26 protein-coding genes and 1 pseudogene are annotated in these 25,757 nt (G+C 69.5%); 12 read left to right on the forward strand and 15 right to left on the reverse strand.

What is annotated here, in order from left to right; translation table 11 throughout:
- The coding region (locus DW309_RS17545; RefSeq protein WP_240753277.1) for an SDR family oxidoreductase at positions 1 to 1,681 on the reverse strand (1,681 nt) is incomplete at its 3' end.
- Between the two features lie 143 nt (positions 1,682 to 1,824).
- Between DW309_RS17545 and DW309_RS17550 the strand changes: the two genes are divergently transcribed.
- The 3 genes from DW309_RS17550 to DW309_RS17560 all read left to right on the forward strand — a co-directional run bounded on the left by DW309_RS17550 (position 1,825) and on the right by DW309_RS17560 (position 3,926).
- Entirely contained in the window at positions 1,825 to 3,036 is a 1,212-nt protein-coding gene (locus DW309_RS17550) for an MFS transporter (RefSeq protein ID WP_136046120.1), read from the forward strand.
- A 102-nt stretch (positions 3,037 to 3,138) separates the two neighbouring features.
- Positions 3,139 to 3,612: an SRPBCC domain-containing protein gene (locus DW309_RS17555; RefSeq protein ID WP_206251997.1), complete on the forward strand. Its 474-nt coding sequence runs from the start codon at positions 3,139 to 3,141 to the stop codon at positions 3,610 to 3,612.
- Positions 3,609 to 3,926: an ArsR/SmtB family transcription factor gene (locus tag DW309_RS17560; RefSeq protein ID WP_168387315.1), complete on the forward strand. Its 318-nt coding sequence runs from the start codon at positions 3,609 to 3,611 to the stop codon at positions 3,924 to 3,926. The genes DW309_RS17555 and DW309_RS17560 overlap by 4 nt, the downstream gene beginning before the upstream one ends.
- Here the strand turns inward: DW309_RS17560 and DW309_RS17565 are convergent.
- The gene (locus DW309_RS17565) at positions 3,923 to 4,468 is read right to left on the reverse strand and encodes a MarR family winged helix-turn-helix transcriptional regulator (protein WP_206251996.1); all 546 of its coding nucleotides are present in this window, start codon (positions 4,466 to 4,468) and stop codon (positions 3,923 to 3,925) included. The genes DW309_RS17560 and DW309_RS17565 overlap by 4 nt on opposite strands.
- A complete protein-coding gene (locus DW309_RS17570; RefSeq protein ID WP_136032935.1) occupies positions 4,465 to 4,701 on the reverse strand; it encodes a hypothetical protein in 237 nt (78 codons plus the stop codon). Before DW309_RS17570 ends, DW309_RS17565 begins: the two co-directional genes overlap by 4 nt.
- 128 nt (positions 4,702 to 4,829) lie before the next feature.
- Here DW309_RS17570 and DW309_RS17575 point away from each other — a divergent pair, with 128 nt between their 5' ends.
- Together DW309_RS17575 and DW309_RS17580 are read left to right on the forward strand one after the other, a co-directional pair.
- Entirely contained in the window at positions 4,830 to 5,276 is a 447-nt protein-coding gene (locus DW309_RS17575; RefSeq protein WP_136032937.1) for a MarR family winged helix-turn-helix transcriptional regulator, read from the forward strand.
- Positions 5,277 to 5,343: 67 nt separating this feature from the next.
- Positions 5,344 to 5,670, forward strand: a complete 327-nt coding sequence (locus DW309_RS17580; protein ID WP_136046103.1) for a DUF7882 family protein — start codon at positions 5,344 to 5,346, stop codon at positions 5,668 to 5,670.
- 170 nt (positions 5,671 to 5,840) lie between these two features.
- Here DW309_RS17580 and DW309_RS17585 read toward each other — a convergent pair whose 3' ends face one another.
- The 6 genes from DW309_RS17585 to DW309_RS17610 all read right to left on the reverse strand — a co-directional run bounded on the left by DW309_RS17585 (position 5,841) and on the right by DW309_RS17610 (position 10,976).
- Positions 5,841 to 6,593, reverse strand: coding sequence for an SDR family NAD(P)-dependent oxidoreductase (locus DW309_RS17585; RefSeq protein WP_136046104.1), 753 nt, complete (start codon positions 6,591 to 6,593; stop codon positions 5,841 to 5,843).
- Positions 6,594 to 6,718: 125 nt separating this feature from the next.
- A complete protein-coding gene (locus DW309_RS17590) occupies positions 6,719 to 7,075 on the reverse strand; it encodes a YciI family protein (RefSeq protein ID WP_136046105.1) in 357 nt (118 codons plus the stop codon).
- Complete coding sequence (locus DW309_RS17595) at positions 7,072 to 8,343, reverse strand: RNA polymerase sigma factor (protein ID WP_136046106.1); 1,272 nt, start codon at positions 8,341 to 8,343, stop codon at positions 7,072 to 7,074. Before DW309_RS17595 ends, DW309_RS17590 begins: the two co-directional genes overlap by 4 nt.
- A 291-nt stretch (positions 8,344 to 8,634) precedes the next feature.
- A complete protein-coding gene (locus DW309_RS17600) occupies positions 8,635 to 9,873 on the reverse strand; it encodes an RNA polymerase sigma factor (protein WP_136046107.1) in 1,239 nt (412 codons plus the stop codon).
- Positions 9,870 to 10,238, reverse strand: a complete 369-nt coding sequence (locus DW309_RS17605; protein ID WP_136046108.1) for a YciI family protein — start codon at positions 10,236 to 10,238, stop codon at positions 9,870 to 9,872. The genes DW309_RS17600 and DW309_RS17605 overlap by 4 nt, the downstream gene beginning before the upstream one ends.
- Before the next feature lie 66 nt (positions 10,239 to 10,304).
- Positions 10,305 to 10,976, reverse strand: coding sequence for a DUF998 domain-containing protein (locus DW309_RS17610; RefSeq protein WP_240753278.1), 672 nt, complete (start codon positions 10,974 to 10,976; stop codon positions 10,305 to 10,307).
- 181 nt (positions 10,977 to 11,157) lie between these two features.
- Between DW309_RS17610 and DW309_RS17615 the strand changes: the two genes are divergently transcribed.
- From DW309_RS17615 to DW309_RS20085, 3 genes and pseudogenes are all read left to right on the forward strand, one after another.
- Positions 11,158 to 11,637, forward strand: coding sequence for a hypothetical protein (locus DW309_RS17615; protein WP_136046110.1), 480 nt, complete (start codon positions 11,158 to 11,160; stop codon positions 11,635 to 11,637).
- Positions 11,638 to 11,669: 32 nt separating this feature from the next.
- The gene (locus tag DW309_RS17620) at positions 11,670 to 12,515 is read left to right on the forward strand and encodes an alpha/beta fold hydrolase (RefSeq protein WP_136046111.1); all 846 of its coding nucleotides are present in this window, start codon (positions 11,670 to 11,672) and stop codon (positions 12,513 to 12,515) included.
- 28 nt (positions 12,516 to 12,543) lie between these two features.
- Positions 12,544 to 12,810, forward strand: a pseudogene (locus DW309_RS20085) (ArsR/SmtB family transcription factor); the annotation flags it as partial.
- Positions 12,811 to 13,302: 492 nt separating this feature from the next.
- Here the strand turns inward: DW309_RS20085 and DW309_RS17630 are convergent.
- Positions 13,303 to 17,256 carry a helix-turn-helix domain-containing protein gene (locus tag DW309_RS17630; protein WP_136046113.1) on the reverse strand — a complete coding sequence of 1,318 codons (3,954 nt, stop codon included), beginning with the start codon at positions 17,254 to 17,256 and terminating at the stop codon, positions 13,303 to 13,305.
- A 709-nt stretch (positions 17,257 to 17,965) separates the two neighbouring features.
- On the opposite strand from DW309_RS17630, the gene DW309_RS17635 reads away from it, so the two are divergent.
- The 4 genes from DW309_RS17635 (at position 17,966) to DW309_RS17650 (ending at position 22,129) form a co-directional block, all read left to right on the forward strand.
- Positions 17,966 to 18,964, forward strand: a complete 999-nt coding sequence (locus tag DW309_RS17635; protein ID WP_136046114.1) for a hypothetical protein — start codon at positions 17,966 to 17,968, stop codon at positions 18,962 to 18,964.
- 286 nt (positions 18,965 to 19,250) lie between these two features.
- Positions 19,251 to 19,643: an ArsR/SmtB family transcription factor gene (locus DW309_RS17640; protein WP_136046115.1), complete on the forward strand. Its 393-nt coding sequence runs from the start codon at positions 19,251 to 19,253 to the stop codon at positions 19,641 to 19,643.
- Position 19,644: 1 nt separating this feature from the next.
- Complete coding sequence (locus tag DW309_RS17645) at positions 19,645 to 20,622, forward strand: SRPBCC family protein (RefSeq protein WP_136046116.1); 978 nt, start codon at positions 19,645 to 19,647, stop codon at positions 20,620 to 20,622.
- A gap of 154 nt (positions 20,623 to 20,776) precedes the next feature.
- Positions 20,777 to 22,129: a flavin monoamine oxidase family protein gene (locus tag DW309_RS17650; protein WP_136046117.1), complete on the forward strand. Its 1,353-nt coding sequence runs from the start codon at positions 20,777 to 20,779 to the stop codon at positions 22,127 to 22,129.
- Here the strand turns inward: DW309_RS17650 and DW309_RS17655 are convergent.
- From DW309_RS17655 to DW309_RS17675, 5 genes are all read right to left on the reverse strand, one after another.
- Positions 22,120 to 22,857 (reverse strand): Pr6Pr family membrane protein, encoded by a 738-nt coding sequence (locus DW309_RS17655; protein WP_240744618.1) that lies wholly within the window; start codon positions 22,855 to 22,857, stop codon positions 22,120 to 22,122. The genes DW309_RS17650 and DW309_RS17655 overlap by 10 nt on opposite strands.
- An 87-nt stretch (positions 22,858 to 22,944) precedes the next feature.
- Positions 22,945 to 23,781, reverse strand: a complete 837-nt coding sequence (locus DW309_RS17660; protein WP_136046118.1) for a ribonuclease H family protein — start codon at positions 23,779 to 23,781, stop codon at positions 22,945 to 22,947.
- 52 nt (positions 23,782 to 23,833) lie between these two features.
- The gene (locus DW309_RS17665) at positions 23,834 to 24,055 is read right to left on the reverse strand and encodes a hypothetical protein (RefSeq protein WP_136046119.1); all 222 of its coding nucleotides are present in this window, start codon (positions 24,053 to 24,055) and stop codon (positions 23,834 to 23,836) included.
- A 76-nt stretch (positions 24,056 to 24,131) separates the two neighbouring features.
- A complete protein-coding gene (locus tag DW309_RS17670; RefSeq protein ID WP_136032968.1) occupies positions 24,132 to 24,452 on the reverse strand; it encodes a protealysin inhibitor emfourin in 321 nt (106 codons plus the stop codon).
- On the reverse strand, positions 24,424 to 25,497 hold the full coding sequence (locus DW309_RS17675; RefSeq protein ID WP_136036834.1) for a M4 family metallopeptidase: 1,074 nt from the start codon (positions 25,495 to 25,497) through the stop codon (positions 24,424 to 24,426). Before DW309_RS17675 ends, DW309_RS17670 begins: the two co-directional genes overlap by 29 nt.
- Positions 25,498 to 25,757 lie beyond the last annotated feature (260 nt).

Consider the following 25,757-nt stretch of genomic DNA (forward strand, 5'->3'; position numbering starts at 1 on the left):
CCGCCGGGGTCTCCGCGTCCGCCGGGGTGTCTGCGTCCGCCGGGGTGTCCGCGTCCGCCGGGGTCTCCGCGTCCGCCTGTGTCTCCGCGTCCGCCTGTGTCTCCGCGTCCGCCGGGGTCTCCGCGTCCGCCGGGGTCGGTGCGGCCGCCGGGGTCTCCGCGGCGGCGGTGATGCGGGCGGCCATGCCCGAGAAGATCAGGCCGTGGAACGGCAGCACGGCCAGCCAGTACAGCCGTCCGGTGAGGCCGCGCGGGAAGAAGATCGCCCGCTGCTCATACCGCGCACCCGCGCCGTCTGGCACCGCCCGCAGCTCGAGCCACGCCTCCCCCGGCACCTTCATCTCGGCGCGCAGCCGCAGCAGGTGCCCGGCGTCGGTCTGCTCCACGGCCTCGACGCGCCAGAAGTCGATCGCGTCGCCCACCCGAGCGGCGGTGCGGCTGCGGCGGCCGCGGCGCAGACCAACGCCGCCCACCACGCGGTCCATCCAGCCACGCACGGCCCACAGCAGCGGCGAGGAGTACCAGCCGTTCTCGCCGCCGATGCCCAGGATCACGCGCCAAAGTTCCGCGACGGAGGCGTGCGTGCGCACCGAGCGGGCGTCGGTGAACACGGTGCGTCCGGCCCAGTCGGGGTCGCTCGGCAGCGGGTCGCTGGGCGCGCCGGACACCTCCGCGTCCTGCCAGCTGGTCTCGATGGCGTCGGCGTCGACGCGGCCGAGGGCGAGCGCGACGGCGCGGCGGTACGGGGTGAGGCCGCCGTCCGGCCGCGGGATCAGCTCGTCGATCGCGTGGTCCTTCATGATGCACTCGTTCTGCAGGGATGCCACGAGCGGTCGGGCGATCGATCGCGGCACCGGCGTCACGAGGTTCACCCAGTGCGAGGCCAGCTCGGGCGTGAGCACGGGCAGCGCGGCGATCGCACGCTGACGGAGCCCCGCCTCGACCGCGTAGCCGTTCATCATCTGTCCGTAGCGCAGCACGTCGGGGCCGCCGATGTCGACCGCGCGGTTCACGTCGGGGTCGAGGCGGGCGGCACCGAGCAGGTAGTGCAGCACGTCGCGCACGGAGATCGGCTGGATGCGGTTGCGCACCCACTTCGGCGCGGGCATGTAGGGCAGCACGTCGGTGAGGTGGCGGATCATCTCGAAGGATGCGGAGCCGGAGCCGATCACGACCCCGGCCTGGAGCACGAGGGTCGGCACGCCGGAGTCGAGCAGGATCTCGCCGACGCGCACCCGGGAGCGCAGGTGGGGGGAGAGCGTCACGTCGTCGGGGTGCAGTCCGCCGAGGTAGACGATGCGCCGCACTCCCGCCGCGGCGGCGGCGCGGGCGACCGTGTGCGCGGCCCGCTCGTCGCTCTCCTCGAAGCCCTTGCCCGCGGACATCGAGTGGATCAGGTAATACACGACGTCCACGTCGTCCATCGCGCGGGCGACGGCGTCGGCGTCGTCGGCGGATCCCTCGACGATCTCGCAGTCGTCCCCCCAGGTGAACGACGCGGCGCGCGCGGCGTCTCGGGCGAGCACCCGCACGCGGTAGCCGGCGTTGAGCAGGCGGGGGGTGAGGCGGCCGCCGATGTAGCCGGTGGCGCCGAGGACGAGGGCGCGGGGAGCGGAACCGTCGGCGCGGGGGACGGCCCGCAGCATCTCTTCGCGCCCGGTGGGCTGGGTGAGCTCGCTCATGGTCCGAGCGTAGGCGGGGGAGCGGACGATCGGAACGGGCTTGCGGCGGTCGCGATGCGCGGATAATCGTCCGGCTCGCGGCCTCGATCGCGGGCGGTCGCCGAGGGGGCGCCAGACGGGGTACGGTCGTACTCGTGACTTCCATCGAATCGATTCGACGCACGCGGCCCGACCGGCAGACGCGCCGCGCCAGGATCGCCGTCTCGGCGCTGTTCCTCACCAACGGCGCGCTGTTCGCAAACATCCTCCCGCGCTACCCGGAGATCAAGTCGGCCCTCGGCCTGGACAACCTCGGCTACGGCGTCGCGATCGCGGCCTTCCCCGCGGGAGCCATCGCGGCAGGGCTGCTCGCGGCCGTCCTGATCCGGCGGTTCGGCTCGGCCCGCGTCGCCGTGATCGGCACGGTGCTCACGAGCCTCGGGCTGCTGTCGGCCGCCCTCGCGCCGTCGGGAGTGCTGTTCGCCCTGGCGCTGCTGCTGGGCGGAGCCTCCGACGCGATCACCGATGTCGCCCAGAACGCGCACGGCCTCCGCGTGCAGAAGCGCTACGGCCGCTCGATCATCAACGGCTTCCACGCGATCTGGTCGATCGGTGCCGTGCTGGGCGGGGTCATGGCCGCCGGGGCGATCGCGCTGCACCTGCCGCTCGCCGTGCACCTGGGGATCTCGACGGCGCTGTTCGCCGCGGTCGCGCTCTTGGCGCTGGGCTTCTGCCTCCCTGGTCGCGACGACGACGCGGAGGAGGCCGCGGCCGAGCCGGGCGAGCTGGCGGGGCAGGTGCGCCGAGGTGTGCCGCCGCGGACGGTCGTCGCGATCGTGGCGCTGACCCTCATCGCGATGGCGGGTGCGGTCGCGGAGGATGCGGGCAACTCGTGGGCCACGCTGTACCTGGGCGACTCGCTGGGGGCTGCCGCCGCGATCGCCCCGCTCGGCTTCATCGCCCTCGTCGGTGCGCAGTTCATCGGGCGGCTGCTGGGCGACCCCCTGACCGATCGGTTCGGGCAGCGCGCGGTGGCGGCGGTCGGTGCCCTCATCGCGGCGGTCGGGATGACGCTCGCGCTCGCCTTCCCGAGCATTCCCGGCACGATCCTGGGGTTCGCCGCCGTGGGGTTCGGCATCGCCACGCTCATCCCGGCCGCCATGCACGCCGCCGACGAGCTGCCGGGACTGCGTTCGGGGGTGGGGCTGACGCTCGTGTCATGGCTGCTGCGCCTGGGCTTCCTGCTGTCGCCGCCGTTCGTGGGATATCTCGCGGAGACGCAGAGCCTGGCGGCCGGGCTGATCGTCGCCCCGGCGGCGGCCCTGGTCGCGGTGCTGCTGTCGGGCTTCCTCGACGGGCGGCGACCGCGCGACTGATCTGCAATACAAGGGTTGCAAGAGGGAGGGCGCTGTGCAACGCTAGAGTTGCAGTCGTCGTCATTCCGACGCCGACCCGAGAAAGGAACCATCATGGTGGACATGACTCGCAGTGACGCAGCGGTGGTTGACGAGGAAGCCTTCTCCGTTCGTCGGACCATCCGCATCGACGCCCCCATCGGCAAGGTCTGGCAGGCGGTGGCCGAGCCGGAGCACGTGTCGCGCTGGTTCGGTCGCACAGAGCTCGCGGGCTCCGGGGTGGGCGCGACCGGGACGATGACGTTCCCCGACTACGACGTGATCCCGCTGCGCGTGGAGGAGTTCGACGCCCCGCGCCGCATCACCTACCGGTGGAACAACGACGACGCGCTCGGCCGCCTGCCCGAGCGGATCGACGAGGCGACCTCCACCGTCTTCACTTTCACGCTCGACGAGGTCGACGGCGGCACGCAGCTCACGGTCGTGGAGAGCGGGTTCGACCGCACGTCCGACCCGCGCGCGAACCTGGAGTCGCACCGCACCGGCTGGGAGCTCGAGCTCGACAAGCTCGTCGCACTGGTCGAGGACCGCACGTGACGGCGCCGACCCTTCTGCCCGTGCTCTCGGCCCTCGCCGACGAGACGCGGTGGAGCATCCTGACCGCGCTCGGTGAGGGCGACGCCTCCGCGTCCGCCCTCGCCGGGCGGCTGCCCGTCTCGCGCCAGGCCATCGCGAAGCACCTCAGCGTGTTGCAGGAGGTCGGGCTGGTCGAACCGGTGCGCGTGGGCCGCGAGGTGCGGTTCCGCGTGATCGGCGCCGAGCTGTCGTCCACCGCCACCGCGCTGGACGCGATCGGCCGCGAGTGGGACCGTCGCCTCGCCGCGATCAAGCAGATCGCGGAAGGGCTCTAGGCCATCTCCTTCGCGGCCTCGGCGTCGCCATGCTCCCCGTCGGCCTCCGCAGCCTCTTCGATCGCGGCCGTCATGCCGACCAGGAAGCGCATCACGGTGCCGCGTTCGGCGTCGGACAGCTCATCGACGAGGCTCAGCATCCGGCGGTGCATGGCGCCGAGCGTCGCGCGCACCTCTTCATCGCTGCTGACGGTGGGGACGACGATGCCCGCGCGACGGTCGGTCGGATGCGGCTCGCGGCGCGCGTGACCTCCGCGCTCCAGGCGGTCGATCAGCGTGGTGGTCGATGCCGTGGAAATGTCGAGCATCCGGGCGATGTCGATCGGTCGCACGATGCGCCCGGCCCGCTGTTCGCGGAGCAGGAAGCGCAGGGCCACGAGGTCGGTCTCGTTCATGCCCATCGAGGCGCGGGTGCGGGCGCGCATGGCGGTCTCGGCACTGCGGTAGCGGCGCAGCATGTTCAGCACGTCGACGGTGGAGGCGGTGTCGCTCTCGGGGTACCAGTATCCGGAGGCGTGGAACTCGCCTCTGCTGTCGGTCACGCGACCTCCCCCTCGTCGCTCGACCCGGCCTCCCGCTCGAGCATCTCCATCGCGCCCGTCTCGACCTCGGCCGGGACGATGCGCAGGAGGCCGCCCGTGATGGCGTCGGTCTCGGCGCCGATGATCTGCTCGATCCGGCGTCGCGTAACGGAGGGGAAGCGCTCCTCCAGGCGTTCGAGCAGATCGGCGTAGCTGATGTACGACGCCTCCTCGAGACTGAATCGCTCGGGCATGGCATCCTTTCGGGGGCGATGTCTCCATCATCGCATCCCGGAAGTGCCCGATCGCGCGGAATAATCGCTAGTCTGCCTCGTTGTCAGACTGTCGAGGTACCATGGGCTGCGGGGAAGGAGTACTCGGCATGGGGAAGACCAGCACGGATGTGGCGACGTCGTCGCTCGCGCGCGATGTAGACGACTTCCGTCGCGCCGACGCCCAGCTCAACCGCCGCCTCGCCGCCCGCCGCGAGCCCAACGACACCGATCGGGCCGCGATGCACTTCATCGGCACCGCGCCGGCCGAGCGTCCCCTCACCCCCCGCGACCTCGCCGGCTTCCTCGGCATCAGCACCGCGGCGGTGACGAGCGTGATCCGCCGCCTGTCGGAGCGCGGGCAGATCGTGGTCGCGCCGCATCCGCTGGATGCCCGGTCCAAGGTGCTGCGTCCCTCCCTGCGCGACCTCCATTCGCAGGGCGACGAGCTGTCGGTGCGGGTGGCGGCGCTCGCCGACGAGTTCACCGAGCAGGAGGCGGCTGCGATCTCACGGTTCCTGCGGCGCCTGACCGACGAGCTCGGCGACCTCCCCTGACCCGACTTGATTTAACTAGTTAAACTAGTAAACTATCCTCGTCCAGCTTTCTGCACGAGGAGAGATCATGGGAACCCTGACGTACGCGAATGCCACCGCTCCGATCGAGATCGACGACGAGGTGCTCGCGCATCTCCGAGCCGCAACCGTCACCAAGCTCCGCCGCAACGAGCCGTTCGCTCTCACCGTGCCCACGGGAGACGGACAGTCGGAGACGCTGTGGATGCATGCGTCCATCCCGGTGCGCTTCGCCCTCGACTCCACGGTCGAGCTGCACCGGCCGCTCCTGGCGCGCCTGATGCAGGCCGCGAGCTCCACCGGAGGCCTCGACCTCACCGACGCCGAGCTGTCGCTCGAGCTGGCATCGCGTGAGCTGCACGCGATGACCGCCTGAAAACGGAGGATGCAAGCCAGCCTCACCGCCGTCGTGGTCCTCTCGAAGGGCTCTCGGACCACGCGCGGTGATGGCCTCGGCGAGAACGGAGCGGGGGCTCCGCCTCGCCATCGAGCGGCATCCGGCCGCCTGGGATTCGGGTTCCCGGCCGCCGGATGCCGCTCCGTCTGTCACAGGGCGGTGTAGCCGCCGTCGACCAGGTGGTAGCTGCCGGTGATGAAGCTCGCGGCGTCGCTCGCGAGGAACACCACGAGGTTCGCGACCTCGTCGGCCTGCCCGAGCCGACCGATCGGGTGCTTCGACACGAGGAACTCCTTCGCCTCGTCGCCCATGTTCGCCAGCAGCGGGGTGTCGATGAAGCCGGGGCCCACCGAGTTCACGCGCACGCCCTGCGCCGAGTACTCCAGTGCGGCCGTCTTGGTCATGCCGACCACGCCGTGCTTGGCCGTGACGTAGGCGGGCGAGCCCGCGAAGCCGACGCTGCCGAGGATCGAGGCGATGTTGACGACCGAGCCGCCGCCGTTCGCGAGGATCGACGGGATCTGCGCCTTCATGTTGCGGAACACGGCGTTGAGGTTGATCGCGATGACCTTGTCCCACGCGTCCTCCTCGTAGTCGGCCGTCGGGGCGGTGGCGCCGCCGATGCCGGCGTTGTTGACGCCGATGCGCAGGGGCGCGAGGGAGTTCGCGAGCTCGACCGACGAGGCGATCCAGGCGGGGTCGGTCGCGTCGCCGACCGAGGCCTCGGCGGTGCCGCCCGCGGCGCGGATCTCCTCGACCACGGCCTGCGCGTGCTCCGCGTTCAGGTCGTTCACGACCACCGACGCGCCGTTCTGCGCCAGCAGCAGCGCGACCGAGCGGCCGATGCCGCTGCCTGCTCCCGTCACGATCGCCGAGCGGTTCGAGACGTCGTACTGAGCCACGAGAGACTCCTCTTCCGGGCGGGCGCGGTGCCGGGAGATCTTCTCGGACGGTCCGTCCTTCCCTCCAGCCTACGCCGGAATATCGGAGGTGGATTCACGTGAATGGAAGTCAGCGGAGGGGCACGTCAGGACTCGTCCCAGGGGAGCTTCACCAGCGGCAGGATGTAGATCCGGCCCGCGATCGCGACGGGATGCTTCGCCATGAAGGCGGCGGCCTCGTCGATCGAGTCGGCGGTGACGAGGTCGTAACCCGCGAACCACTCCTTGAACTCCGGGAACGGGCCGTCGGTGATGATCGTCCTCCCGTCGCGGACCGCGACGGATTTCGCCTGTTCGGGTCCGGCGACCGGGCCGCCGTCTCCGAGGCGCCCCGCCGCGTCGCCCTCGGTCGCCCAGCGTTCGAGGATCTCCTGATCCTCCGCGCGGGCCAGCGGGGTCCCGGTGGAATCGGACATGTGGATGACGAGGTAGGTGCTGCTCATGGGGTGTCTCCGTTTCTTGTGAGGTGGGTGCGGCGGCGGATGAGGTGCGCGGTCTCGGCGGTGTTGCCGCCGAGGGCGATCGCGCGGTCGTAGGCGGAGCGGGCCTCGGCCGGTCGGCCGAGCGCACGCAGCAGCTCGGCACGCGCGACGTGGAAGGCGTGGTGGCCGTCGAGGGTCTCGGCGAGCGGCTCGATCATCGCGAGGGCGACCTGCGGGGAGTCGAACTCGGAGACCGCGATCGCCTTGTTGAGGGTGGTGACGGGGCTCGGATCGATCTGCTCGAGCCGCGTGTACAGCGACACGATCCGATCCCAGTCGGTGTCCCGCGCGTCGGCGGCGGTGACGTGCACCGCGTTGATCGCGGCCAGCAGCAGATACCGTCCCGGACGCCCGGCCTCCCGTTCGTCGGCGTGGGAGTGCAGGAGCTGCAGGCCCTCCGCGATGGCGGACCGGTCCCACGCTGTCCTGTCCTGTTCGTCCAGCCGCACCAGCTCGCCGTCGGGGGACACGCGTGCGGCGGCTCGCGCCTCGGTGAGCAGCATGAGGGCGAGAAGCCCGGTCACCTCCGGGTCGTCGGGGAGGAGGTCGTGGGCGAGTCTCGTGAGGCGGATCGCCTCGGCGGTCAGGTCCTGCCGGAGCGGGGGCGAGTCCGGGCCGGATGCGAGATACCCCTCGTTGAACACGAGATACAGCACGGTCAGGACGGCGTCGGTGCGGGCGGGGAGGTCCTCCGCGCGCGGGATCGTGAACGGGATCCGGGCGGCCTTGATCTTCGCCTTCGCCCGGGAGATGCGCTGGCCCATCGTGGTGTCCTGTACGAGGAACGCGTGGGCGATCTCCGCGACGCTGAGGCCGCCGACCATGCGCAGCGTCAGGGCGACGCGGGCCTCCAGCGGCAGCGTCGGGTGGCAGCAGATGAAGAGCAGGCGCAGTCGATCGTCCTCCACCACGCCCGCGGACGCCGGCGGGTCTGTGTCGTGCAGCATCATCGCCTCCCGGTGCTTCTCGTCGCGACGAGCCTCGCGACGGAGCCGATCGATCGCACGTCGGTTCGCGGTGGTCGTCACCCAGCCGGCCGGGTTCGGCGGGATGCCGTGCGCCGGCCAGTGCTCCACGGCTGCCGCGAACGCCTCCGCGGCCATCTCCTCGGCCAGATCGAGGTCGCCGAAGCGGCGCGCCAGTCCGGCGACGATCCGGGTCCATTCCTCCCGATGCGTCCGCGTGATGGCCGTCCTGGCCGCCCCCGCGTGGGAGGGCGTCTGCGTCACGATGCCCTCCGCGTCGACAGGGCCGCGAGGACCCGCCGGATCGGAGCGAGTCGTGCACCGCTCCCGCGAGGCACGGGCGGGACGGCGATCCGGCGATCGGCGAGGGCCGCTCGCCTCTGCCACGCGACGGACCCCTGGTGCGTTGCCGTGTCGTGGAGCAGCAGCGCCATCATCGGATCAGTATGCACGGGTGCCGCCTTCCGGGGTGAGGGGAGCCCGAGGACTCCGGATACTCACACCACGAACGGCACCCGCGCATTTCGACAACTCCGCCGAGACGGTGTCGACGGGTCAGTCGCCGCGGGCCTTGCGTGAGAGGTAGCGCGACTCGGGTTCGTTCGTCGTCAGGCCGACGGCGGCGAGGAAGTCCTCTCGCGCGGCGGCCGGGTCGCCCGCGGCCTCGCGGAGGTGCGCGCGGATCGCGTGGGCCCGGTGTCGGGTCAGGGGATGCTGGAGGAGTCCGTGCTCGCGATCCAGGTCTTCGAGCAGGGCGACGGCGCGCGCGGGCCCGAAGGCGTGTGCCACGGCGACGACGCGGGCGAGCCGGACGGGCCCGCTGGGTTCGACCTGTTCGAGTGCCAGGTACAGCGCCGCGATCTGTGCCCAGTCCGTCTGCTCGGCGACCGGGGCGGAGGCATGGACGGCGGCGATGGCGGCCTGCAGCCGGTAGGTTCCGACGTTCCCGCGGGACCACGCCGCACGGATGAGGTCGGAACCCTCCCGGATGGATTCCCGGTCCCATCGCGTGCGGTCCTGGTCGGCGAGCGGCACGAGGTCGCCGTTCCCGGTGGCACGCGTCGCGCGTCGGGAATCGATCAGCAGCATGAGCGCGAGAAGGCCCGCCGACTCCGGGTCATCGGGAACGAGGGCGTGGAGGAGCCGCGCGAGTCGGATCGCCTCGCCGGTCAGGTCGGTCCGGGTGAGCTCGGCGCCGGAGGTCACCGTGTAACCTTCGTTGAAGATCAGGTACAGCACCCGCATCACCGCGGAGAGGCGGGCCGAGAGGTCGTCGTCGGCGGTGAGCTCGAACCGGGTCCCGCTCCGGCGGATCTGCTGCTTGGCGCGGCTGATCCGCACCGCCATCGTCTGCTCCGTGACCCCGTAGGCATGCGCGATCTCCGCGGTGGTCAGCCCGCCCACCGCGCGCAGCGTCAGTGCGATGCGCGACGCGGATGACAGGGCGGGGTGGCAGCACAGCAGCAGCAGGTTGAGGCTGTCGTCGCGGTCGACCGTGGCCGGAAGCGCGAACGGCGCGCGCGGTTCGGAGGCCACGTACTGCTCTTCGCGGCGGCGGTCGGCCGACTCGGCGCGCAGCGCGTCGACCATGCGACGGTAGGCGACGCGGATCAGCCACGACCGGGGGTGCTCGGGAATCGCGTCACGGCGCCACTGCTGGCTGGCGGCGAGAAGAGCATCCTGCACGGCTTCCTCGGCGATGTCGAAGTGACCGAAGCGGCGCACCAGCGCTCCGAGGACCTGCGGCGCTTCCGCGCGCAGCAGGTCCTCGATGGCGCCGGGCCGCGCCGTCACGCGAAGTCGTCACCCATGATCGGCCGGATCTCCATGGGCTCGCCGAGCATCTCGACCATCCGCGCGACGATGTCCTTCGCCCGCTCGACACCGGACACGTCGATGACCGCGAACGAGGCGAGGACCTCCTTCAGTTCGACGAACGGACCGTCGGTGATCACGATGCTGTCGTCAACCTTGCGCACGGTGGTCGACACGGCGGGGTGCCCGAGTCCTTCGGTGCTGACGAACTCCCCGCTGGCCCGCAGCTCGGCCTCGAACTGCTGATATGCGGCGAAGGCGGCCAGGGCCTCCTCCGTGGGCGCGTCCGCGGTGGCGGCGTCCCAGCTGGTGCTCGGCGTGTAGCCGAGAATGAGGAACTTCACTGTCTCATCTCCTTAAATCGGCGGGAGTCATGCATCGGTGGGATGCCGTGCGTCGGCGGGTCCAGGCTAGCGAGACGCGCGCGGCGACCTCAGGAGGGTGACGGCCGTGGCCGTGCACCATCCGAAGGCGAGGAGCCCGGTGAGCGCCACCTGGACGCTGGCGAACTCGGGGACGACGGGAGCCAGGAGCGCGAGCGCGACGATACCGTTCCCGACGGCGGCGGCCGCGCGCCGCTCGCGGATGGCGCGGATCAGGGCGATGACGGCGGCGACGGCCAGTGCGGTGAACGCGACGATCGCCGCCACCATGTGCACGAGCGCGTGCCAGGTGGGGTCGGCGGCGGGGCCGTCGGCCACGCCGAGGGGGAACCCGTTCGCGGGGTCCTGCGGGAAGAGTCCGGCGGCGATGAAGCCCGTCCCGCTGATCGCGACGAGGACGGGGATCGCGGCACGGCCGAGTCCGTGTGTCACGACCCGTCGATGGCCGATCGACAGGCAGATCAGCCCGAGTCCCGCCAGGACGAAGGTGAGGATCTGGATCCAGCCGAGGTTGCCGGTCGAGAGCTGGCTGAGCGGGTGGATGCGGAGGTCGAAACCCGGGCGCGTCAGCGTCTGCACGAGTGCGGACAGATAGAACAGCGGCCCTGCGAACGCCCCCGCGAGCAGGAGGGCGCGGGTCGGCGGGGCCTCGGTGCGTGCCGAGCCGTGGGCGAGGGGTGGGGCGGGATTCTTTGTCACTGGGTGCTCCTCTGTGGTGTGGGTGTGGGTGCACGGGTACCTCGGAGCCGGGCGGCGAACCTTGACATCCTTCGGTCGCGACATTTCGACGGGCGAGTTCGCGGGGTGATGTCAAACCGCCGCATCCGGTTCCGAGGTATCCGAAAAGGCGGCCAGCCGGGCTGCCCCGAAAGGACATCCGATGAACGACAACGCACGCGAGAACATCACCGCCGAGCAGATCGACGCCTACGGGCTCGGCGAGCAGCCCACGCCCGGGAGCGCCGTGGCGGCTCTCGACCGGCTCGTCGGCGAGTGGACGGTCACGGGCGGCGCGGAGGGCGTCATCCGGTACGAGTGGATGGCCGGACGTTTCTTCCTGCTGCAGCACGTCGAGCTCGAGCAGTTCGGTCAGGCCATCACGGGCATCGAAGTGATCGGGCAGCTGCGGCCGTTCGGCGAGCCCGCCGGCACGGACGTCGTCTCCCGGTTCTACGACTCGATGGGCAACACGCTCGACTACGTCTACGAGCTGGAGGGGGACACGCTCACCATCTGGGCCGGCGCCAAGGGAAGCCCGGCCCACTTCACCGGCACGTTCCGCGACGACGACCGCGTGCTCGACGGCGCCTGGGTGTACCCCGGTGACGGCGGATACGCGTCCACCATGACCCGCCGCTGACACCGCGCCACCCGCCGACGAACGGAATCATCATGTCGAAGAAGAAGTCCTCTCCCGCTCCCTCGCTGCACCGGGTCACGTCTGCCGACGGCACGGCGATCTCGTTCGAACGCAGCGGAGACGGGCCGGTCGTCATCCTCGTCGCACAGGCACTGTCCGACCTCCGAGACAATCGGCGCCTCGCTGCGCTGCTCGCCGACACCCGCACGGTCGTGAACTATGACCGTCGCGGGCGCGGCGGCAGCGGGGACGCGGGCGGCTGGAGTATCGCCCGCGAGATCGATGACATCGAGGCGCTGATCGATGCGCACGAAGGAAGGGCGGTGCTCTTCGGTGCATCGTCCGGCGCGATCCTCGCGCTGGATGCCGCCGCCGCTCTCCCCGAGAAGGTCGGGGGCGTCATCGCCTTCGAACCCCCGGTGATCGTGGACGATCGACGCGCACCCGTCCCCCGCGACCTCGCCGACCGCCTCGAGCAGCTCGTCGACGAGGGACGGGGGGCGGACGCGGTTGGCGAGTTCCACCTCGTCGCCCTCGGGGCATCTCCCTTCCTGACCGGAGCCATGCGACTCATGGTCGGTCCGTGGCGCGCGATGGTCGCGATGGCCCAGACGGCGGTCTACGACACGCGCCTGTGCGCCGGGCTGCAGGACGGGATGCCTCTTTCCCGTGACCGATGGGGCGGGCTGCAGGCACGCGCTCTCGTGCTCGTCGGAAGCAAGAGCGAACCATTCCTGCACAGCGGGACGCTGGAGCTGGCGTCGCTGATCGGCGCCCGCTACGCCACGATCGCGGGTGCGCATCACGCGACCCCGATGATGAAACCGGCGGCGCTGATGCCCTCGATCTCCTCGTTCCTCCGCGCGACGCTCCCGTGACCCCGACCGCCGCGGCACCCCACCCGCCGTGAACCGGGACGAGCTCAGCCCCCACGAGGCGGACCGGGTCTTCCGGGCGCTGGGCGACGCCACGCGCCGCGACATCCTCGCGCGTACGGCCGTCGAGGAGCGGTCCGTGAGCGAGCTCGCGCGCCACTACGACATGAGCTTCGCCGCCGTGCAGAAGCACGTCGCGGTGCTCGAACGCGCGGGACTCCTCGTCCGCCGTGCTCGTGGGCGGGAGCGGGTCGCGCGCGTGGACCCGGAGATGCTCGCCCGGGCGTCGCGGCTGCTACGGGCGCTGGACGGGGAAGGGGTGCGATCAAGTTGTCGGGATCGCGGTGAGATGACACTGGATGTCACGCTCCGGCGCCGTGTTCGACCGAACCGGGCTCACTATGTCGTGACACTTTCCGGAGCGATGTGTCGATGTCTTTGTCCCTTACCTGAGCGGCCACCGCCCGGAGGGTGTTCGTTTGCCGTGCCTGGTTGCGACAGATACTGGCGGGCTTGCGAACGTCTTGATCGGCTGACCTGACGCGGATAACTCTGGCTGAAGCGAGCGCGCATCGATCCACCGCTCTGCGGGCCGCGATATCGATCAGGTGGCCCCTCAACGAGAACACTTCATCTATTCGACAGGGATCTCGAGTTCCCTCCAGCTGCATCTCCAGGGACGGGCACTCGGGCCGGCGGAATGCGGACGCACCGCCTTAGTCACGACCGTTGCGTGCGTGCGGCACGGACCGATTCTGGCAGTCGATGCAGAATCGCCTTTTCATACTGCTCAGGCCTCGTCCGCGTCCCATTTCGCTTCAGCGTCCGCACGCTGAGCCTGTCGCTCGTATCCACGTGCGACCGCCTTGAGGGCGCGATGCACTCGGCGCCAGTCCTCACGCTCGTCCGCGCGGGCCCTAAAACGGTGGGCAAGTTCCCGCTCCTGATCCCCACCCTCGTAGATGCCCTTGGTCCAGGAGCCTCGAGCGTCCATCACTCCGCCGACGAAACCGTTCTCCATCTCGTGAGTGCCGACGATCTCGAGCACCTCGCACACCGCGACCGCAGGCCATCCCTCAGCAGCTTCGCTTGCGCCGTATGCGAGCACAGCCCCCAGCATCTCGTCGCCCACCTTTGCTCGATCGCGCTCTGCCAGCAGGGAACGACACTCGATGACCCACTGCGTCAATTCCTCAGCGTCAGGGATCCAAGTTGTACCGTCCGTACCCGGTAGCTGCTTCCAATCGCGAAGCACGCGCCATGCGAGAGCGGATGCTGCCGGATCTCTCGAGTCATCCTTCGGCTTGCTCGCTGGTCGCGTCGCAAGACAAACCAGCTCCACAAACTCTGCTGGGTTCGAACGGAGTACCCGATACAGTGCGGCGGGGTAGTGCGTCGTTCGGTCAAGCAGTGGAGAGAAGAGAAACTCGTACCGCGCCATCACGCCGTCCGAGGCCCCCTTGTTGGCGAGGTAGTCGAGCGCGGTTCCAATTCTGTGCGATGCCCCCCTCATTTCCTCCGCCGAGTTGCCACTCAAGATCTCATCGAGTGCCGCGGTCGCATCGTCGGGCCCCATCACGACCGGGCCGCCCTTCTCCTCATGGATGAGGGCAAAGTCGAACAGCTGGAGTGCACTGACCGGGCGGTGACGGTCGAGCAGCTCTTTGAAGGCCCGAGACCGTTCCCCTTCACCGATCACCCATGGACTCACGTTGCACCAGTAGGCATCGACCAAGCTCTTTTCGATGCGCTCCAGCAGATCCCACGTCGCTGGGTTCGCTTCCATGGTTAGCGCCAATGCAAGGCGATCCGTCGGTGCTTCGTGCAGCTCGCGCAGTCTGGCCTCGATCCACGCCAATCCACCTTCAGTGAGCGATCGACGCGCGAAGTAGGACTGAGCGGCCTGTCGCTGGGCCTGCCTTTCACCGAGCAGCCAGTCGAGCGCCCAGCCATCAATCTCAGCGGTAGACAGCTCCACGAGCAGAGCGCCGATGATGTGGGGGTTGCCGACCTTGTCGATCAACCTTTCCAGCTCATCGCGCCCTACCTGCACGATCTCAGCCACCGCGGCCCTTTGCATCGCGGGCACGTCGACCGGCGCTGCCGAGTCGTCACCGTCAAGGCCCAACCGACCCCGGTCCCATCCGAACAAGGCAGCATATTCCGATGCCTTGCCGGGATCCGGCAGCGCCACCAGTACGCGCCGCAGCTTGTCCAGCTTCTCGTTCGAGAGTGCCCAGTGAGCGTCGGCGAATTCCTCATGACGCAGGATCTCAGCGTTAAGCGCATCCCACAGCCTCCGCGCCGACAACGTCGACATATCCGTAGCTGCTGCCGCAGCGAGCATCGCGTCCGTCGCAATGTCGTAATCACGAGGGTGGAGATCGTCCAGCAAGGGAACGACATCAACCCAACGGTCTACGTCCGTCCCCGCCAAATCGACAATCATCTGAGTCACCTCACCGACAAAGGCTCCCCACTCTGCGACGGAGACGTCTTGCGTCTCCGGGCCCCAATCTCGATAAGTCGGGCTGCTTGGGCTCATCGAGAACGAGTTCGAGTTCGGCAGCAGCTGGAGCAGGAGACGCCAGCCAAGGTCGGGCCGCCGATCGACTAGTCGACGAAGCACCGACATCTTTGACGACATTCCGGCAGCCGTGTACTGGATCCACGGCAGGAGAAGGTTCTCGAGGCTTCGGAACGCGGTGTTAGCGGAGTTTTCTCGCCCGTGGTCGTAATCGGTCAACCGAGCCAGGACGTTCATCGCGCTCGGGAAGTGCTCTCGTGAACGGCCGAGCACTTCCAGCGCCCACAGAAGGTAAACATGCGGCGAAGTCTGAGACAGCACATCCGTCTGCTCATCAGCGGGCGGAAAGAGGCTCTTGAGGCTTGGAGCCTCGTCTCCCAGGTCGTCCAAGAGCGTATCCAAGAACAACTCGGGCGCGGCTTCCGCGAGAGTGGGTAACACGTGTGCGATGCGCTTCCAGCCTTCGGTCCCGAGCCCCGAAGCCCGCGACAAGATCCGACCGACTACTCGCTCAGCCCAATCCACCCCCGTGCGGCCCGCGACCTCGCCTCCAATCAGTGCCATTAGCGCGACCCCTCCCGCGAGGCCCTCTTCGATCTCGCGCGAGTGAGGCCGCTTCTCCCCGCGAAACTGCGCGGCAAAACGTGCAGCCGCGTCCGGAATATCCAGCGGGTTGTGCTCGAACAATGCTCCTTCGACCACCTCCGCCCACCGCTCGAGGTCTGAGCTCGTCAGGGCAGGGAACAGAGAGAGCGACGCTTCGACCGGTGCTGCCACTCGCCAGGCATCTCCCGCGCGCACGAACACGGGATCATCACCGCTGGAGAGCGACACAATCACCGACTCAAGCTCGACCCAGTTGGCACGAACCAAGCGTTCGAGCAAAGCATGGTCGCCGTCGTCCGCCGTCCATTGCACCGCAAGCGCTAGGCGCGAAGCAGCCGCTAGATCATCTCGGTGCGAATCGGGAACCGCGGACTGAGCCCGGGAGTCCAACGCCAGGGACCGGAAGAATGCCTTCGGACTTCTGCGGTAGAGCGCGGCCATCCTCTCCGCTTCGCGTGATGCAATACCCGATTCCTGGAGGACCCGTGACGTCTCGCTGCGCCCAGGGACTGCGACTTCGACGAGGTCGGTGCCGGGCTTGATGGCCATCCCTTTATGCGCAAGAAGGATGACCGGGTGCCCCCCATTGGCAGCCAACGCGAGGGACGGCTCCGGGAACGTCGGGATCAGAAGATGCGGCACATTGCTTTCTGAAAGTCGCGCCCAAGCCGCGGCGCTCTTCACGAGGATGGCCGACGGCCGATCCTCAAGGGCATGCAGCGCCACGTACGTGACAGCGAGAGCTTCCTCGAGCGAACGACCCTGAACAGTGAGCATTCGTCGCGAGTCAGTCGAGCCAAGGAGCGCCGCGATACCCTCGCGCACGAACTCCTGACTTGTGGCGAACAGCTGCTCGGGCAACTCCACCCGCATCGAGAGCCGGAACTCATCCCACCATCGTTCGATCGTCTGCACATCTCGCGGGTAGCGACCCAGAAGCTCCGAGAGCCAGATGTGAGCTGACGGGGTCTTCTGAAGCCATCCCTCAAGGTCATCGGCATCCAGCGCCGACACGCTCGAGAACTCACCTTCCGCGGACTTGCCCTCAGCCCACGCAGTCTTGCCAGACCAACGCCTCGTCGTCACGAACACAAAATTCGTCACGATGCGTTCATCCTTGGGCAGGGCGAGGCGATTGTTATAGTCACTTTCTGCCTTACCTGCGGCATTCTGGTCAGTACCGAGTTCGAAGCGCAGCCGACCCGCAGGAAGGTAGCTGGCGTGCATGCCGTCAGACATCGCGAGTCCATCCCAGCCACGAAGCGCGACGCCGTCGCCAGCTCGCACGGAGAGCTGGGTGATGCCTGGCGTGGCATCGAGAAGGCGGCGCAGCATTTCGGGCGCCTTCTCCTGAGCGACTCTGCCGCCCCACGCATTCAGGTCGTTCGCTGTCACCCGCTCAGGCTCGACGTCGCGGACGCGAACGTTGGGCGTGATCTCTTCGCCCCGGGCCGCAGCAAAGGCATCGATGTCCTCGGCCCGAAACTTGATCCGGTTTGAACCGGGGATGCTGGCTACCGGCAGTCGGCCATCCCTCGCCATGTTCCGCACCGTGTTCACGTGAAGCCCCAGTCGCTTCGCCGCTTCGCCGACTCCGATGAACTCGTCCATACCTACATTCTACACAAGGGCCGGTAATGAATGTAGATTTTGTAGAAAAGGGTTGATGCGGCCGAACACCATGGGTGGATTGCCGCTCGCGGGCGATGCGCTGAAAGGGTGGTGGCATGGACGCTGGCGTGCGCACCCTCCAGTCGCCGTGCGTCTTCACCCGTCTGGGTCTTGGTCGACAGGGGCTCAGCGCTGGGATCGATCACGACGCGGGCGTCTGCGACCTTGAATCAAGGATGGCGGGAGATGGCAGGATCATCGCGACTTTTGCGAACATCCTTCGGTACGGCCACTTGTGGGCCGCCGCGCTAGTCGGACGGCGGGCTGCTCGTTCGGCATTCGTGCGTCGCTCACACCTGGACGGCGAACACGCTTTAGGGACCGGCTGCGACCACGCTCATCCGGGCACTGACTGCTATAGCGGATCCAGTTAGGCGCGCCGCTCGCCAGCGGCGCCTACCTCAGCCTTCTGACAACAGCCGTTCCGCCGGCGAAGGCGAGGTCTCCGGTACTCGGGTCCCTATGCCCATCTGTGTATTGAGAGCGAGCATCGCTGTTCGCTCGTCGTCACGCAGCGTGGCCTCATCCTTGTCTGGGCCCCGTGTGAAGCGGAATCTGACGGGGCCGGTACCCTAGCGGGGGCGCCACCGGCGCGTCTGTCATTTCGTCGATAGGTCCCGTCAACGGCAGCGTGTGCAAGAGGAGAGATATGGGATTGTTCGATCGCCTTTTCGGACGCCGGCCGAACTCTTCGCTGACGCGGAGGGGTGCCGATGCTGAGCAGATCCCAGACAGCCTGTATTCGACCGCGCTGAGCGGAATCGGTGTGAAGCCCGGCGACACGGTGCACATGGTGTGCCCAACGTGTGCGGCGTCGTTCGTGCTGGAGCTACCCGCAACCAATGCGGCACGGACTCCGTCGGTATTCGATGGCAAAGTGTCGGTCACCTGCGCGAACCACTGCTTCGCCGACTCGACATTGGTCGATTTCGATCCGCGCCCGCTGAAGGCCACGCCGGTGGGTTGGTTCGAGAACCTCCACTGCACGCGGTACTGGACGGACACACCCGCGTCGCGATGCCCAGTTTGCGGGATCGAGAACTATCGGGAGACCCTCAACCGAGTCGTCGGCGAGATCGATCGTCTGCCGACCAGCGCGGATCAGCCGTCGCTGGTTAACCTCGCCAAGGACCTGGTCGCCACTTTCGACGGAGTCATGCGGGCGATGGTGCAGGGGCACGCCGCCAACCTGCGGGAGGCCCTATCCCAGGTGACCGATGCTGAGATCGCCGGCCAGCCAGTGCTGACGACGAGCGCTGATCTGGCCGAGACCATCTCGCGGTGGCCCCCCACCATCTCGTTCCAGAATCTGGGTGGGGCGCGCAAGAACCTCATCGAGGGGACATGCACATGCGCGCCGCAGCATCGCGGGCAGCAGGTCAGTTCGTGCCCAACCGGTACCGACATCGAGACATGGGTCAACGGCCAGTTGGGTGCCGATGCGTGGCGCGATGCGGGCCGTGTCTTCCAGAAGCGGCATCTCTACCAGCACGGACTCGGCGCAGCCGACGCGAAGTACCTTGCGGCCACCGGAGACCACGAGTTCCGAGTCGGTCAACTGGTAGCGGTCCGACGAGATGAACTGCAGGTGTCAGCCCACGCCTGCTCCGTTATCGCCAAACACTTCTTCGGGCTCTACCTGTCGTAGCAGTCGATCACTGAGCTGCAGACAGAACTGGACGCGTTCCGGCAGCGCTACAACACCGAACGTCTCCAGCCCCAACAGACTTGATCGGGGACTGCTGATGGTTCGGTTGACTCCTCTTGTTTGGGGCTTCAGGCTGCGTGAGTGGCCGGTGTGTTGACTATCTCGGACTCGATAGGAGTGAGCCTTCCGAGGCGTCGTTTCCGGCGTCGCACTTGTGTCACCAGAGTGCGTTCCCGACACAAGTGCCTCTTGACACGCCCGCTGCGCAGGCATAACGTACAACCAAATGGTTGCACGAAAAGAACTGAGCGAAGCGGAGGTCGACCGTGTGTTCCAGGCACTGGCGACGTCGACCCGGCGCGACATCCTGCGCCGGACGATCGAGCGGGAGCAGTCCGTCTCGACCCTCGCCGCCGAATACGAGATGTCGTTCGCGGCTGTCCAGAAGCACGTGGCCGTGCTCGAGGCCGCGAACCTCATCGTCAAGCGCGCCGAGGGACGCGAGCGGCTCGTCCGCGCGAACCCCGAGATGATCGCCCGCGCCAGGGCGCTCCTCGCCCGTTACGAAGAGCTGTGGCGGTCGCGCATCGCCCGGCTCGACGACCTGCTGGCCGAGACGCCCGCCGGTCGCCCCGACAGCGACACCACCGACAACGCACGAGAGAACCCAGGAGACTGACATGCCCGTCACCGACGTCACCACCGATGCCGACGACCTCACGATGACCGTCACGGCCGACTTCGCCGCCCCCATCGAGCGGGTCTGGAACGCGTACAGCGATCCGCGCCAGCTCGAGCGCTTCTGGGGTCCTCCCGGCTGGCCCGCCACCTTCACCGCGTGGGACCACACGGTCGGCGGCCGCGCGGTCTACACGATGAACGGACCTCGCGGCGAGAAGTCGACGGGTGTCTGGGAGTTCCTCGCCATCGAGGAGCCGCACCGCTTCGAGGTGCTCGACTCCTTCGCCGACGAGCACGGAAAGCCCCTCGACGGCTTCCCCGCGCAGCGCATGAGCTTCACGTTCGATTCCACGCCCGAGGGCACCCGCATGGTCACCACGAGCCACTTCGACTCGGTCGACGCGCTCGAACAGGTCGTCGAGATGGGTCAGGTCGAGGGCATCAAGATGGCGATGGGCCAGCTCGACGCCGTGCTGCAGGACCTCCGCGACTACGCGCAGGGCAAGGGCACCCGGGTGGAGCTGCTCGACGACACCCACGTGCGCATCACCCGGCTTGTCGAGGGTCCGCGCGAGCTGGTGTGGCGCGCGCACTTCGAGCCCGACCTCATCCGCCAGTGGATGCTCGGCCCGGACGGGTGGGAGATGACCGAATGCACCACGGCGACCGAGGTCGGCCAGTCGTACCGCAACTCCTGGGCGCCGGTCGGTGACACCGAGGGCGAGCCGTTCGGGTTCGAGGGTGAGGCGCTGCTGATCGACGCCCCGCGCCGCGCCGTCACCACCGAACGCATGCAGGGCATGCCCACCGAGACCGTCAACGACCTGAGCCTCTACGAGGAGGACGGCGCCACGCTCGTCACGGTGCTCATCGAGTACCCCGACAAGGAGACGCGCGACATGATCCTCGCCACCGGCATGGCCGACGGCATGGAGGCCTCGTTCGCCCGCCTGGAACGCGAACTGCTGGCGGTCTGACCGCCGCGTCGTTCACAACTCCTCGGAATCGGCCGGGTCCCTCGTGGATCCGGCCGATTCCGCGTCCAGGCTCACCGTTTCTGAGGAGTTGTGAACCGCCCGCCGCGGAGGCGCGGCGGCGGACCGGGGTGGAGCGGGATAAAGTGGCGGCACGATGAGGATCACGCGCCGCACCCTGCTCCTCGGCGCCGGAGCCGGTGCCGTCTCGGTGCTTCTCGCCTCCTGCACGCCGGAGCCGAAGCCCACGCCGACGCCCACCCGCACGCGTGAGCCCGAGCCCCCGCCCGGCGTCCCGGCCCCTGCCGGCAGCATCCGCAGCACCTGGACCACCGACCCGTTCGCCCTGGGAGCCGCCAGCTTCACCCCCGTCGGAGTGCTCGCCGACGCCCGCGCCGCCCTCGGCCGCCCGGTCGACGACCGCCTCTTCTTCGCGGGCGAGGCCACCGACGAAGACGCCCCCGGCACTGTGCGCGGCGCCATCGCCTCGGGGGAGCGCGTGGTCGACGAGCTGATGGATGCTGCGGGATCGGGGGAGCGCGTCGCCGTGATCGGCGCGGGCCTCGCGGGAGCCACCGCCGCCGCCCTCCTCGCCGACAGGGGCCTGCAGGTGACCGTGTTCGAGGCGCGCGACCGCGTCGGCGGGCGCGTCTTCACCCGCAGCGACGACTCCTGGCCGGTGCCGGTGCAGCTCGGCGCCTGGCTGTTCGGCGAGGACGACGCCGAGGTGCTCGACCGGCTGCGCAGCGGCGACGTGGGAACCGTCGATCTCACCGGCTCGCTGTGGCGCACCCCCGACGGCGACATCGAACCCGTCGACCCCGTGCCCGTCACCACGGCCATCGCCGCCGCCCAGGCCGCCCCGGAAGACGTCTCGATCGCCGACGCGCTGACCGCCGCGGGCATCGACCCCGCGGATCCCTCGACCGCCGCCCTGCTCGACATCCTCGCCGCGCGCACGGGTGCCGCAGCCGACGAGCTCTCCAGCTGGTTCGCGCCGCCGCTGCCCACGGGCGACCCGACCGCCACCCGCGACAGCCTCGTGCCGTTCGTGGAGCACGCGCTCGACGGAGTGCAGGTCGGGCTGAACTCCCCGGTCGCCCGCCTGGCCTACGACGACACCGGGGTGAGCGTGCGCCTCGGCACCGGGGAGGCCCTGTCGTTCGACCGGGTGGTGGTGACGGTGCCGCTCGGGGTGCTGCAGGACCGCAGCATCGAGTTCGACCCGCCGTTGCCCTTCGCCAACCGCGGCGCGATCTCGGCGCTCGGCATGGGGTCCATCGAGACCGTGTGGCTGCGGTGGGACGAGGCGTTCTGGGAGAACGACGAGGCCGTGTGGCACGCGGTCGGCACCGACGCGGTCATCCCCACCTGGATCAATCTGCGCCCCGTCACGGGCGAGAACGTGCTGGTGGGCATCGTCGGCGGTGCGGCCGCCGCGGAGTTCGCGGAACTCAGCGACGACGACGCGTTCGACGCGGCGCTGGCGTCGCTGACCGTCTACGTCTGAGCCGACGCGCCGACCCGCTCGCGCGCATCGACCGCACCGGCCGGGCTACCGCGGTCGTCGTCCGGGGGATCGTCGGGCCCGGGATCCGCGTCGGTGCGCAACCGCCGCGGCAACGGCATCCGGCTGATCAGCACCAGGGCGGTCGCGACGATGCTGAACGATGCCAGGGCCACCGCGCACGAGATCACGAACTCGGGCGGACCGCTCACCTGCCGCGGGTCGAGGAAGTAGTACGGATACCAGCCGATCAGCGGGCCACGGATGAGCGTCGCGACACCCCACAGCACCGGATACACGAGGGTGATCGGAACCACACGCCACGGCACGGCTCGATGCCCCGGAGCCAGCGCCCAGGCCGCGACCGTGACCGCCGGCAGGTAGAAGTGCAGCACCTGATCCGACCACGGCACGTCGATGCGGATGCCGCGCACACCCGCCTGCCACACCAGGATCGCGAACACCAGGCCGGCCGTGATCGTCCACGTCAGCACGAGCGCCAGCGCCACCGTGAGCCACCGCGGGTCTCGCGCACGCCGCAGGGCGAGCACCCCCGCGATCGACAGCAGCACCACGAACGCGAGGTTGGACTGGTTCGTCAGGTAGGCGAAGAAGTTCTGGCTCGCGATGGTGTGCGACGCCAGGCCCCAGGCCATGCGGTGGATGAGGGCGACGAGGCAGATGGCGGCTGCGCTCAGACGGAGCAGGCCGAAGACCGTACGGGTCCTCACCGCCGCGTCACCGTCCCCACCATCATCCGCCGAGTCTACGGAGTCCACCCGAGCGCTCGCCGCGTCGCGGGTGGCTGCGCCGTGCGCTCAGATCAGCCGACGCAGGGCCTCTTCGAGCGAGACGCCCTGGGCCTCGGCGCGGTCGCGGAGGCGCGCGTGCTCATCGGACGACAGCGGGATCCGCAGTTCGATCGGGTCGTCGTCGGGGCGGTCGAGACCGTCGAGCAGGTCGGACGGCTCCGCCCACAGCGGTTCCGCGTACGACCCGGAGACGGGGGTGGCGGCGGGGCCGGAGGCGGTGGGCGCCCCGGTGATGGGGTCGGAACCCGCGGCCGGAGCGGAGGTCGCCGTCGCGACGGAGGTGGTCTTCGCGGCCGGGGCTGTCCTCTCGGGAGAGCTGGTGGTCGCGGCGTGCGCGGCGACGGGGGCGGAGGCGGCGACCGCGGCACCGGCGTCGGTCGCGAGGGTGAAGCCCGGGCCCCGGCGCGGTTCCTGCCCCTGCTGGTACGCCTTCGCCGCCGCGTTCGCGCGCTCATCCGCTGCCTCGTTCAAGGGGTGCCCCGCGTGGCCCTTGACCCACGAGAACTCCACGTCCCGTCCGCGGATCGCCTCGTCGATGCCCTCCAGCAGGTCGCGGTTGAGCACGGGGCCGCCGTCGGACTTGCGCCATCCGCGGCGCTTCCACCCCGGCATCCACTTCGTCACGGAGTCGATCACGTAGCGGCTGTCGCACTCGATCAGCAGCTTCTCGTCGGTGCCGGCGGTCGCGCGGAGGAGCTCGAGCACGGCCCGCAGCTCGCCCTGGTTGTTGGTGCCGTGCGGGGAACCACCGGCCGCCCAGTTGGCGTCGTCGATGTACCAGGCCCAGCCGTTCGGGCCGGGGTTGCCCAGGGCGGAGCCGTCTGCGGCGGCGGTGATGGTCATCCTTCCACCGTATCGGTGGGGGCCGACGCGGCCGCGCGAGAGGGCAGCGCGGTCAGTCCTCGGGGTCGCTGTTCTCGACCGTCGCGGCCTCTGGCGCGGGCGGCGCGACCGGGAACACGATCGAGCTCACCGACGCCGGGGCGCCGAGGCCGAGCGTGAGGGGGTCCACCGCGGGGGCCGTGTCGAGGAGGTCGGCGTCGGAGCGTTCGAGCGGCTCGGACGGCAGAGCCCACTGCTGCTCTTCTTCTTCGGGTCGCTGCTGGAAGAGTCCCATGGAGTCCATCATGACCCCGGCCGCACGACCCGCGGTCGCATTCACACGGGATTGATCGGTTGCCCGCGAGCCGGGCTCAGGCGGGGTCGCGGGTCGAGGCGGCGCGCACGGCTTCGACGAGCGTCCGCCAGGGGCCCTCGAGCGCGGAGTCGGGCAGCTCGCGCTCCCGGCGCTCGGAGGGCGTGCGCGCGCGGATGCTCCACATGAAGCGGTCGGCCCCGCGTGACGCGTCGGCGTCCTGGTCCCACGGGCAGAGGTCGATGAGCGTGATCCACTCGTCCGCGTCGGACGGCTCCGCCTCCACACGCCACTGGCGACGGATGCCCGCGATGCCGCCCGATCGCACGACGGCGATCACGACGGGGGCGTCACTCGGAGGTGCCGGGTCCTCGCTCATGCTCATAGACTCCCACGGCGCTCCACGCCCGTCGAGCCGCGGCCGCCGTCTCCTCGTCGACCGCGACGGCCGCGGCCACCGTGGCGTCGGCGAACTCCGTGAACGTGGCCGTGCTCGACAGCCCGCCCGTGAGCGCCCGGTACCAGACGGTTCCCGCGCGCTCCCAGGCGTTGCCGCCGAGGTCGCGCGCGAACAGGGCGAACGCGCGGTTGGGGATGCCCGAGTTGATGTGCACGCCGCCGTTGTCCTCGGTCGTGCGGACGAAGCCGCTCATGTGGTCGGGCTGCGGGTCTTTGCCGAGCTCATCGTCGTCGTAGGCCGTGCCGGGGGCGATCATCGACCGCAGCGCCGCGCCCTGCACGGCCTCGGTGAAGATCTCGGCGCCGATGAGCCAGCTCGCCTGCGCCGCGGTCTGGCCCTGCGCGTACTGCTCGGTGAGCGCGCCGAAGACGTCGGCGATCGATTCGTTCAGGGCGCCGGGCTGGCCCTGGTACTCCAGGTTCGCGGTGTGCTGCACGACCCCGTGTGCGAGCTCGTGCCCGATCACGGTGAGCGAGCCGGTGAAGCCGCGGAACACCTCGCCGTCGCCGTCGCCGAACACCATGCGCTCGCCGTCCCAGAACGCGTTGTCGTAGTCGACGCCGTAGTGCACGGTCGCGTCGAGCGGCGCCCCCGCGTCGTCGAGCGAGTTGCGCTGGAAGGCGGCCAGCAGCATCTCGAACGTGGCGCCGAGGCCGTCGAAGGCCTCGTTCACGGCGGGGTCGTCGACCGGCGCGTCGTCTTCGCCGCGGACCACGGCGCCCGGGAGCTGCTGCGTGTTGCCGGCGTCGCTGATCGTGCGGTTCGGCGCGTCGGACAGCTGGGCGACGAGGTCGCCGTTCTCGTCGATCGAGAGGTCGATGCGCGCGCGGAACGGTGGACGACCGGCCGTGAGGGTCTGCCGGGCGGCGGCTGCCGCCCTGGGGAAGCGGCCGGACTCGGCGAGGCGCGCGAGCAGATAGGAGGGGATGACGCCGTGCCGCGGGAGGGGTTCTGCGCTGCTCATGGTGCGACACTACGCCCCGCCTCGGACGTTCGTCCGCTCGCTCGTCGCACCGGACGGGCCGCAGGCCCGCTCCCTCACCTGCTGACTTGAGATTGAGAATCGTTCTCAATAGGGTGACAGAGTCATGAACCTCGCACTCCTCCGGCGGGCAGCCCTCGCCCCCTCCGCCCTCCTCGTCCTCCTCGCCGCCGCCGGGTGCGCCTCCCCGGTCGCGCCCGCTGCGACGGCGGATCCTGATGCGCACGGCATCGACTCGGGCG

Origin of the sequence: Microbacterium sp. K41 (assembly GCF_004794395.1) — a bacterium.
In the GTDB taxonomy this organism is placed as follows: Bacteria; Actinomycetota; Actinomycetes; order Actinomycetales; family Microbacteriaceae; genus Microbacterium; species Microbacterium sufflavum.

Bases quoted from the DNA above. Each gene is read 5' to 3' on its own strand.
- DW309_RS17555 (WP_206251997.1), top strand. From the start codon at position 3,139: ATGACTCGCAGTGACGCAGCGGTGGTTGACGAGGAAGCCTTCTCCGTT.
- DW309_RS17570 (WP_136032935.1), bottom strand. From the start codon at position 4,701: ATGCCCGAGCGATTCAGTCTCGAGGAGGCGTCGTACATCAGCTACGCC.
- DW309_RS17575 (WP_136032937.1), top strand. From the start codon at position 4,830: ATGGGGAAGACCAGCACGGATGTGGCGACGTCGTCGCTCGCGCGCGAT.
- DW309_RS17580 (WP_136046103.1), top strand. From the start codon at position 5,344: ATGGGAACCCTGACGTACGCGAATGCCACCGCTCCGATCGAGATCGAC.
- DW309_RS17590 (WP_136046105.1), bottom strand. From the start codon at position 7,075: ATGAGCAGCACCTACCTCGTCATCCACATGTCCGATTCCACCGGGACC.
- DW309_RS17615 (WP_136046110.1), top strand. From the start codon at position 11,158: ATGAACGACAACGCACGCGAGAACATCACCGCCGAGCAGATCGACGCC.
- DW309_RS17620 (WP_136046111.1), top strand. From the start codon at position 11,670: ATGTCGAAGAAGAAGTCCTCTCCCGCTCCCTCGCTGCACCGGGTCACG.
- DW309_RS17630 (WP_136046113.1), bottom strand. From the start codon at position 17,256: ATGGACGAGTTCATCGGAGTCGGCGAAGCGGCGAAGCGACTGGGGCTT.
- DW309_RS17635 (WP_136046114.1), top strand. From the start codon at position 17,966: ATGGGATTGTTCGATCGCCTTTTCGGACGCCGGCCGAACTCTTCGCTG.
- DW309_RS17640 (WP_136046115.1), top strand. From the start codon at position 19,251: ATGGTTGCACGAAAAGAACTGAGCGAAGCGGAGGTCGACCGTGTGTTC.
- DW309_RS17645 (WP_136046116.1), top strand. From the start codon at position 19,645: ATGCCCGTCACCGACGTCACCACCGATGCCGACGACCTCACGATGACC.
- DW309_RS17650 (WP_136046117.1), top strand. From the start codon at position 20,777: ATGAGGATCACGCGCCGCACCCTGCTCCTCGGCGCCGGAGCCGGTGCC.
- DW309_RS17660 (WP_136046118.1), bottom strand. From the start codon at position 23,781: ATGACCATCACCGCCGCCGCAGACGGCTCCGCCCTGGGCAACCCCGGC.
- DW309_RS17665 (WP_136046119.1), bottom strand. From the start codon at position 24,055: ATGGGACTCTTCCAGCAGCGACCCGAAGAAGAAGAGCAGCAGTGGGCT.
- DW309_RS17670 (WP_136032968.1), bottom strand. From the start codon at position 24,452: ATGAGCGAGGACCCGGCACCTCCGAGTGACGCCCCCGTCGTGATCGCC.
- DW309_RS17675 (WP_136036834.1), bottom strand. From the start codon at position 25,497: ATGAGCAGCGCAGAACCCCTCCCGCGGCACGGCGTCATCCCCTCCTAT.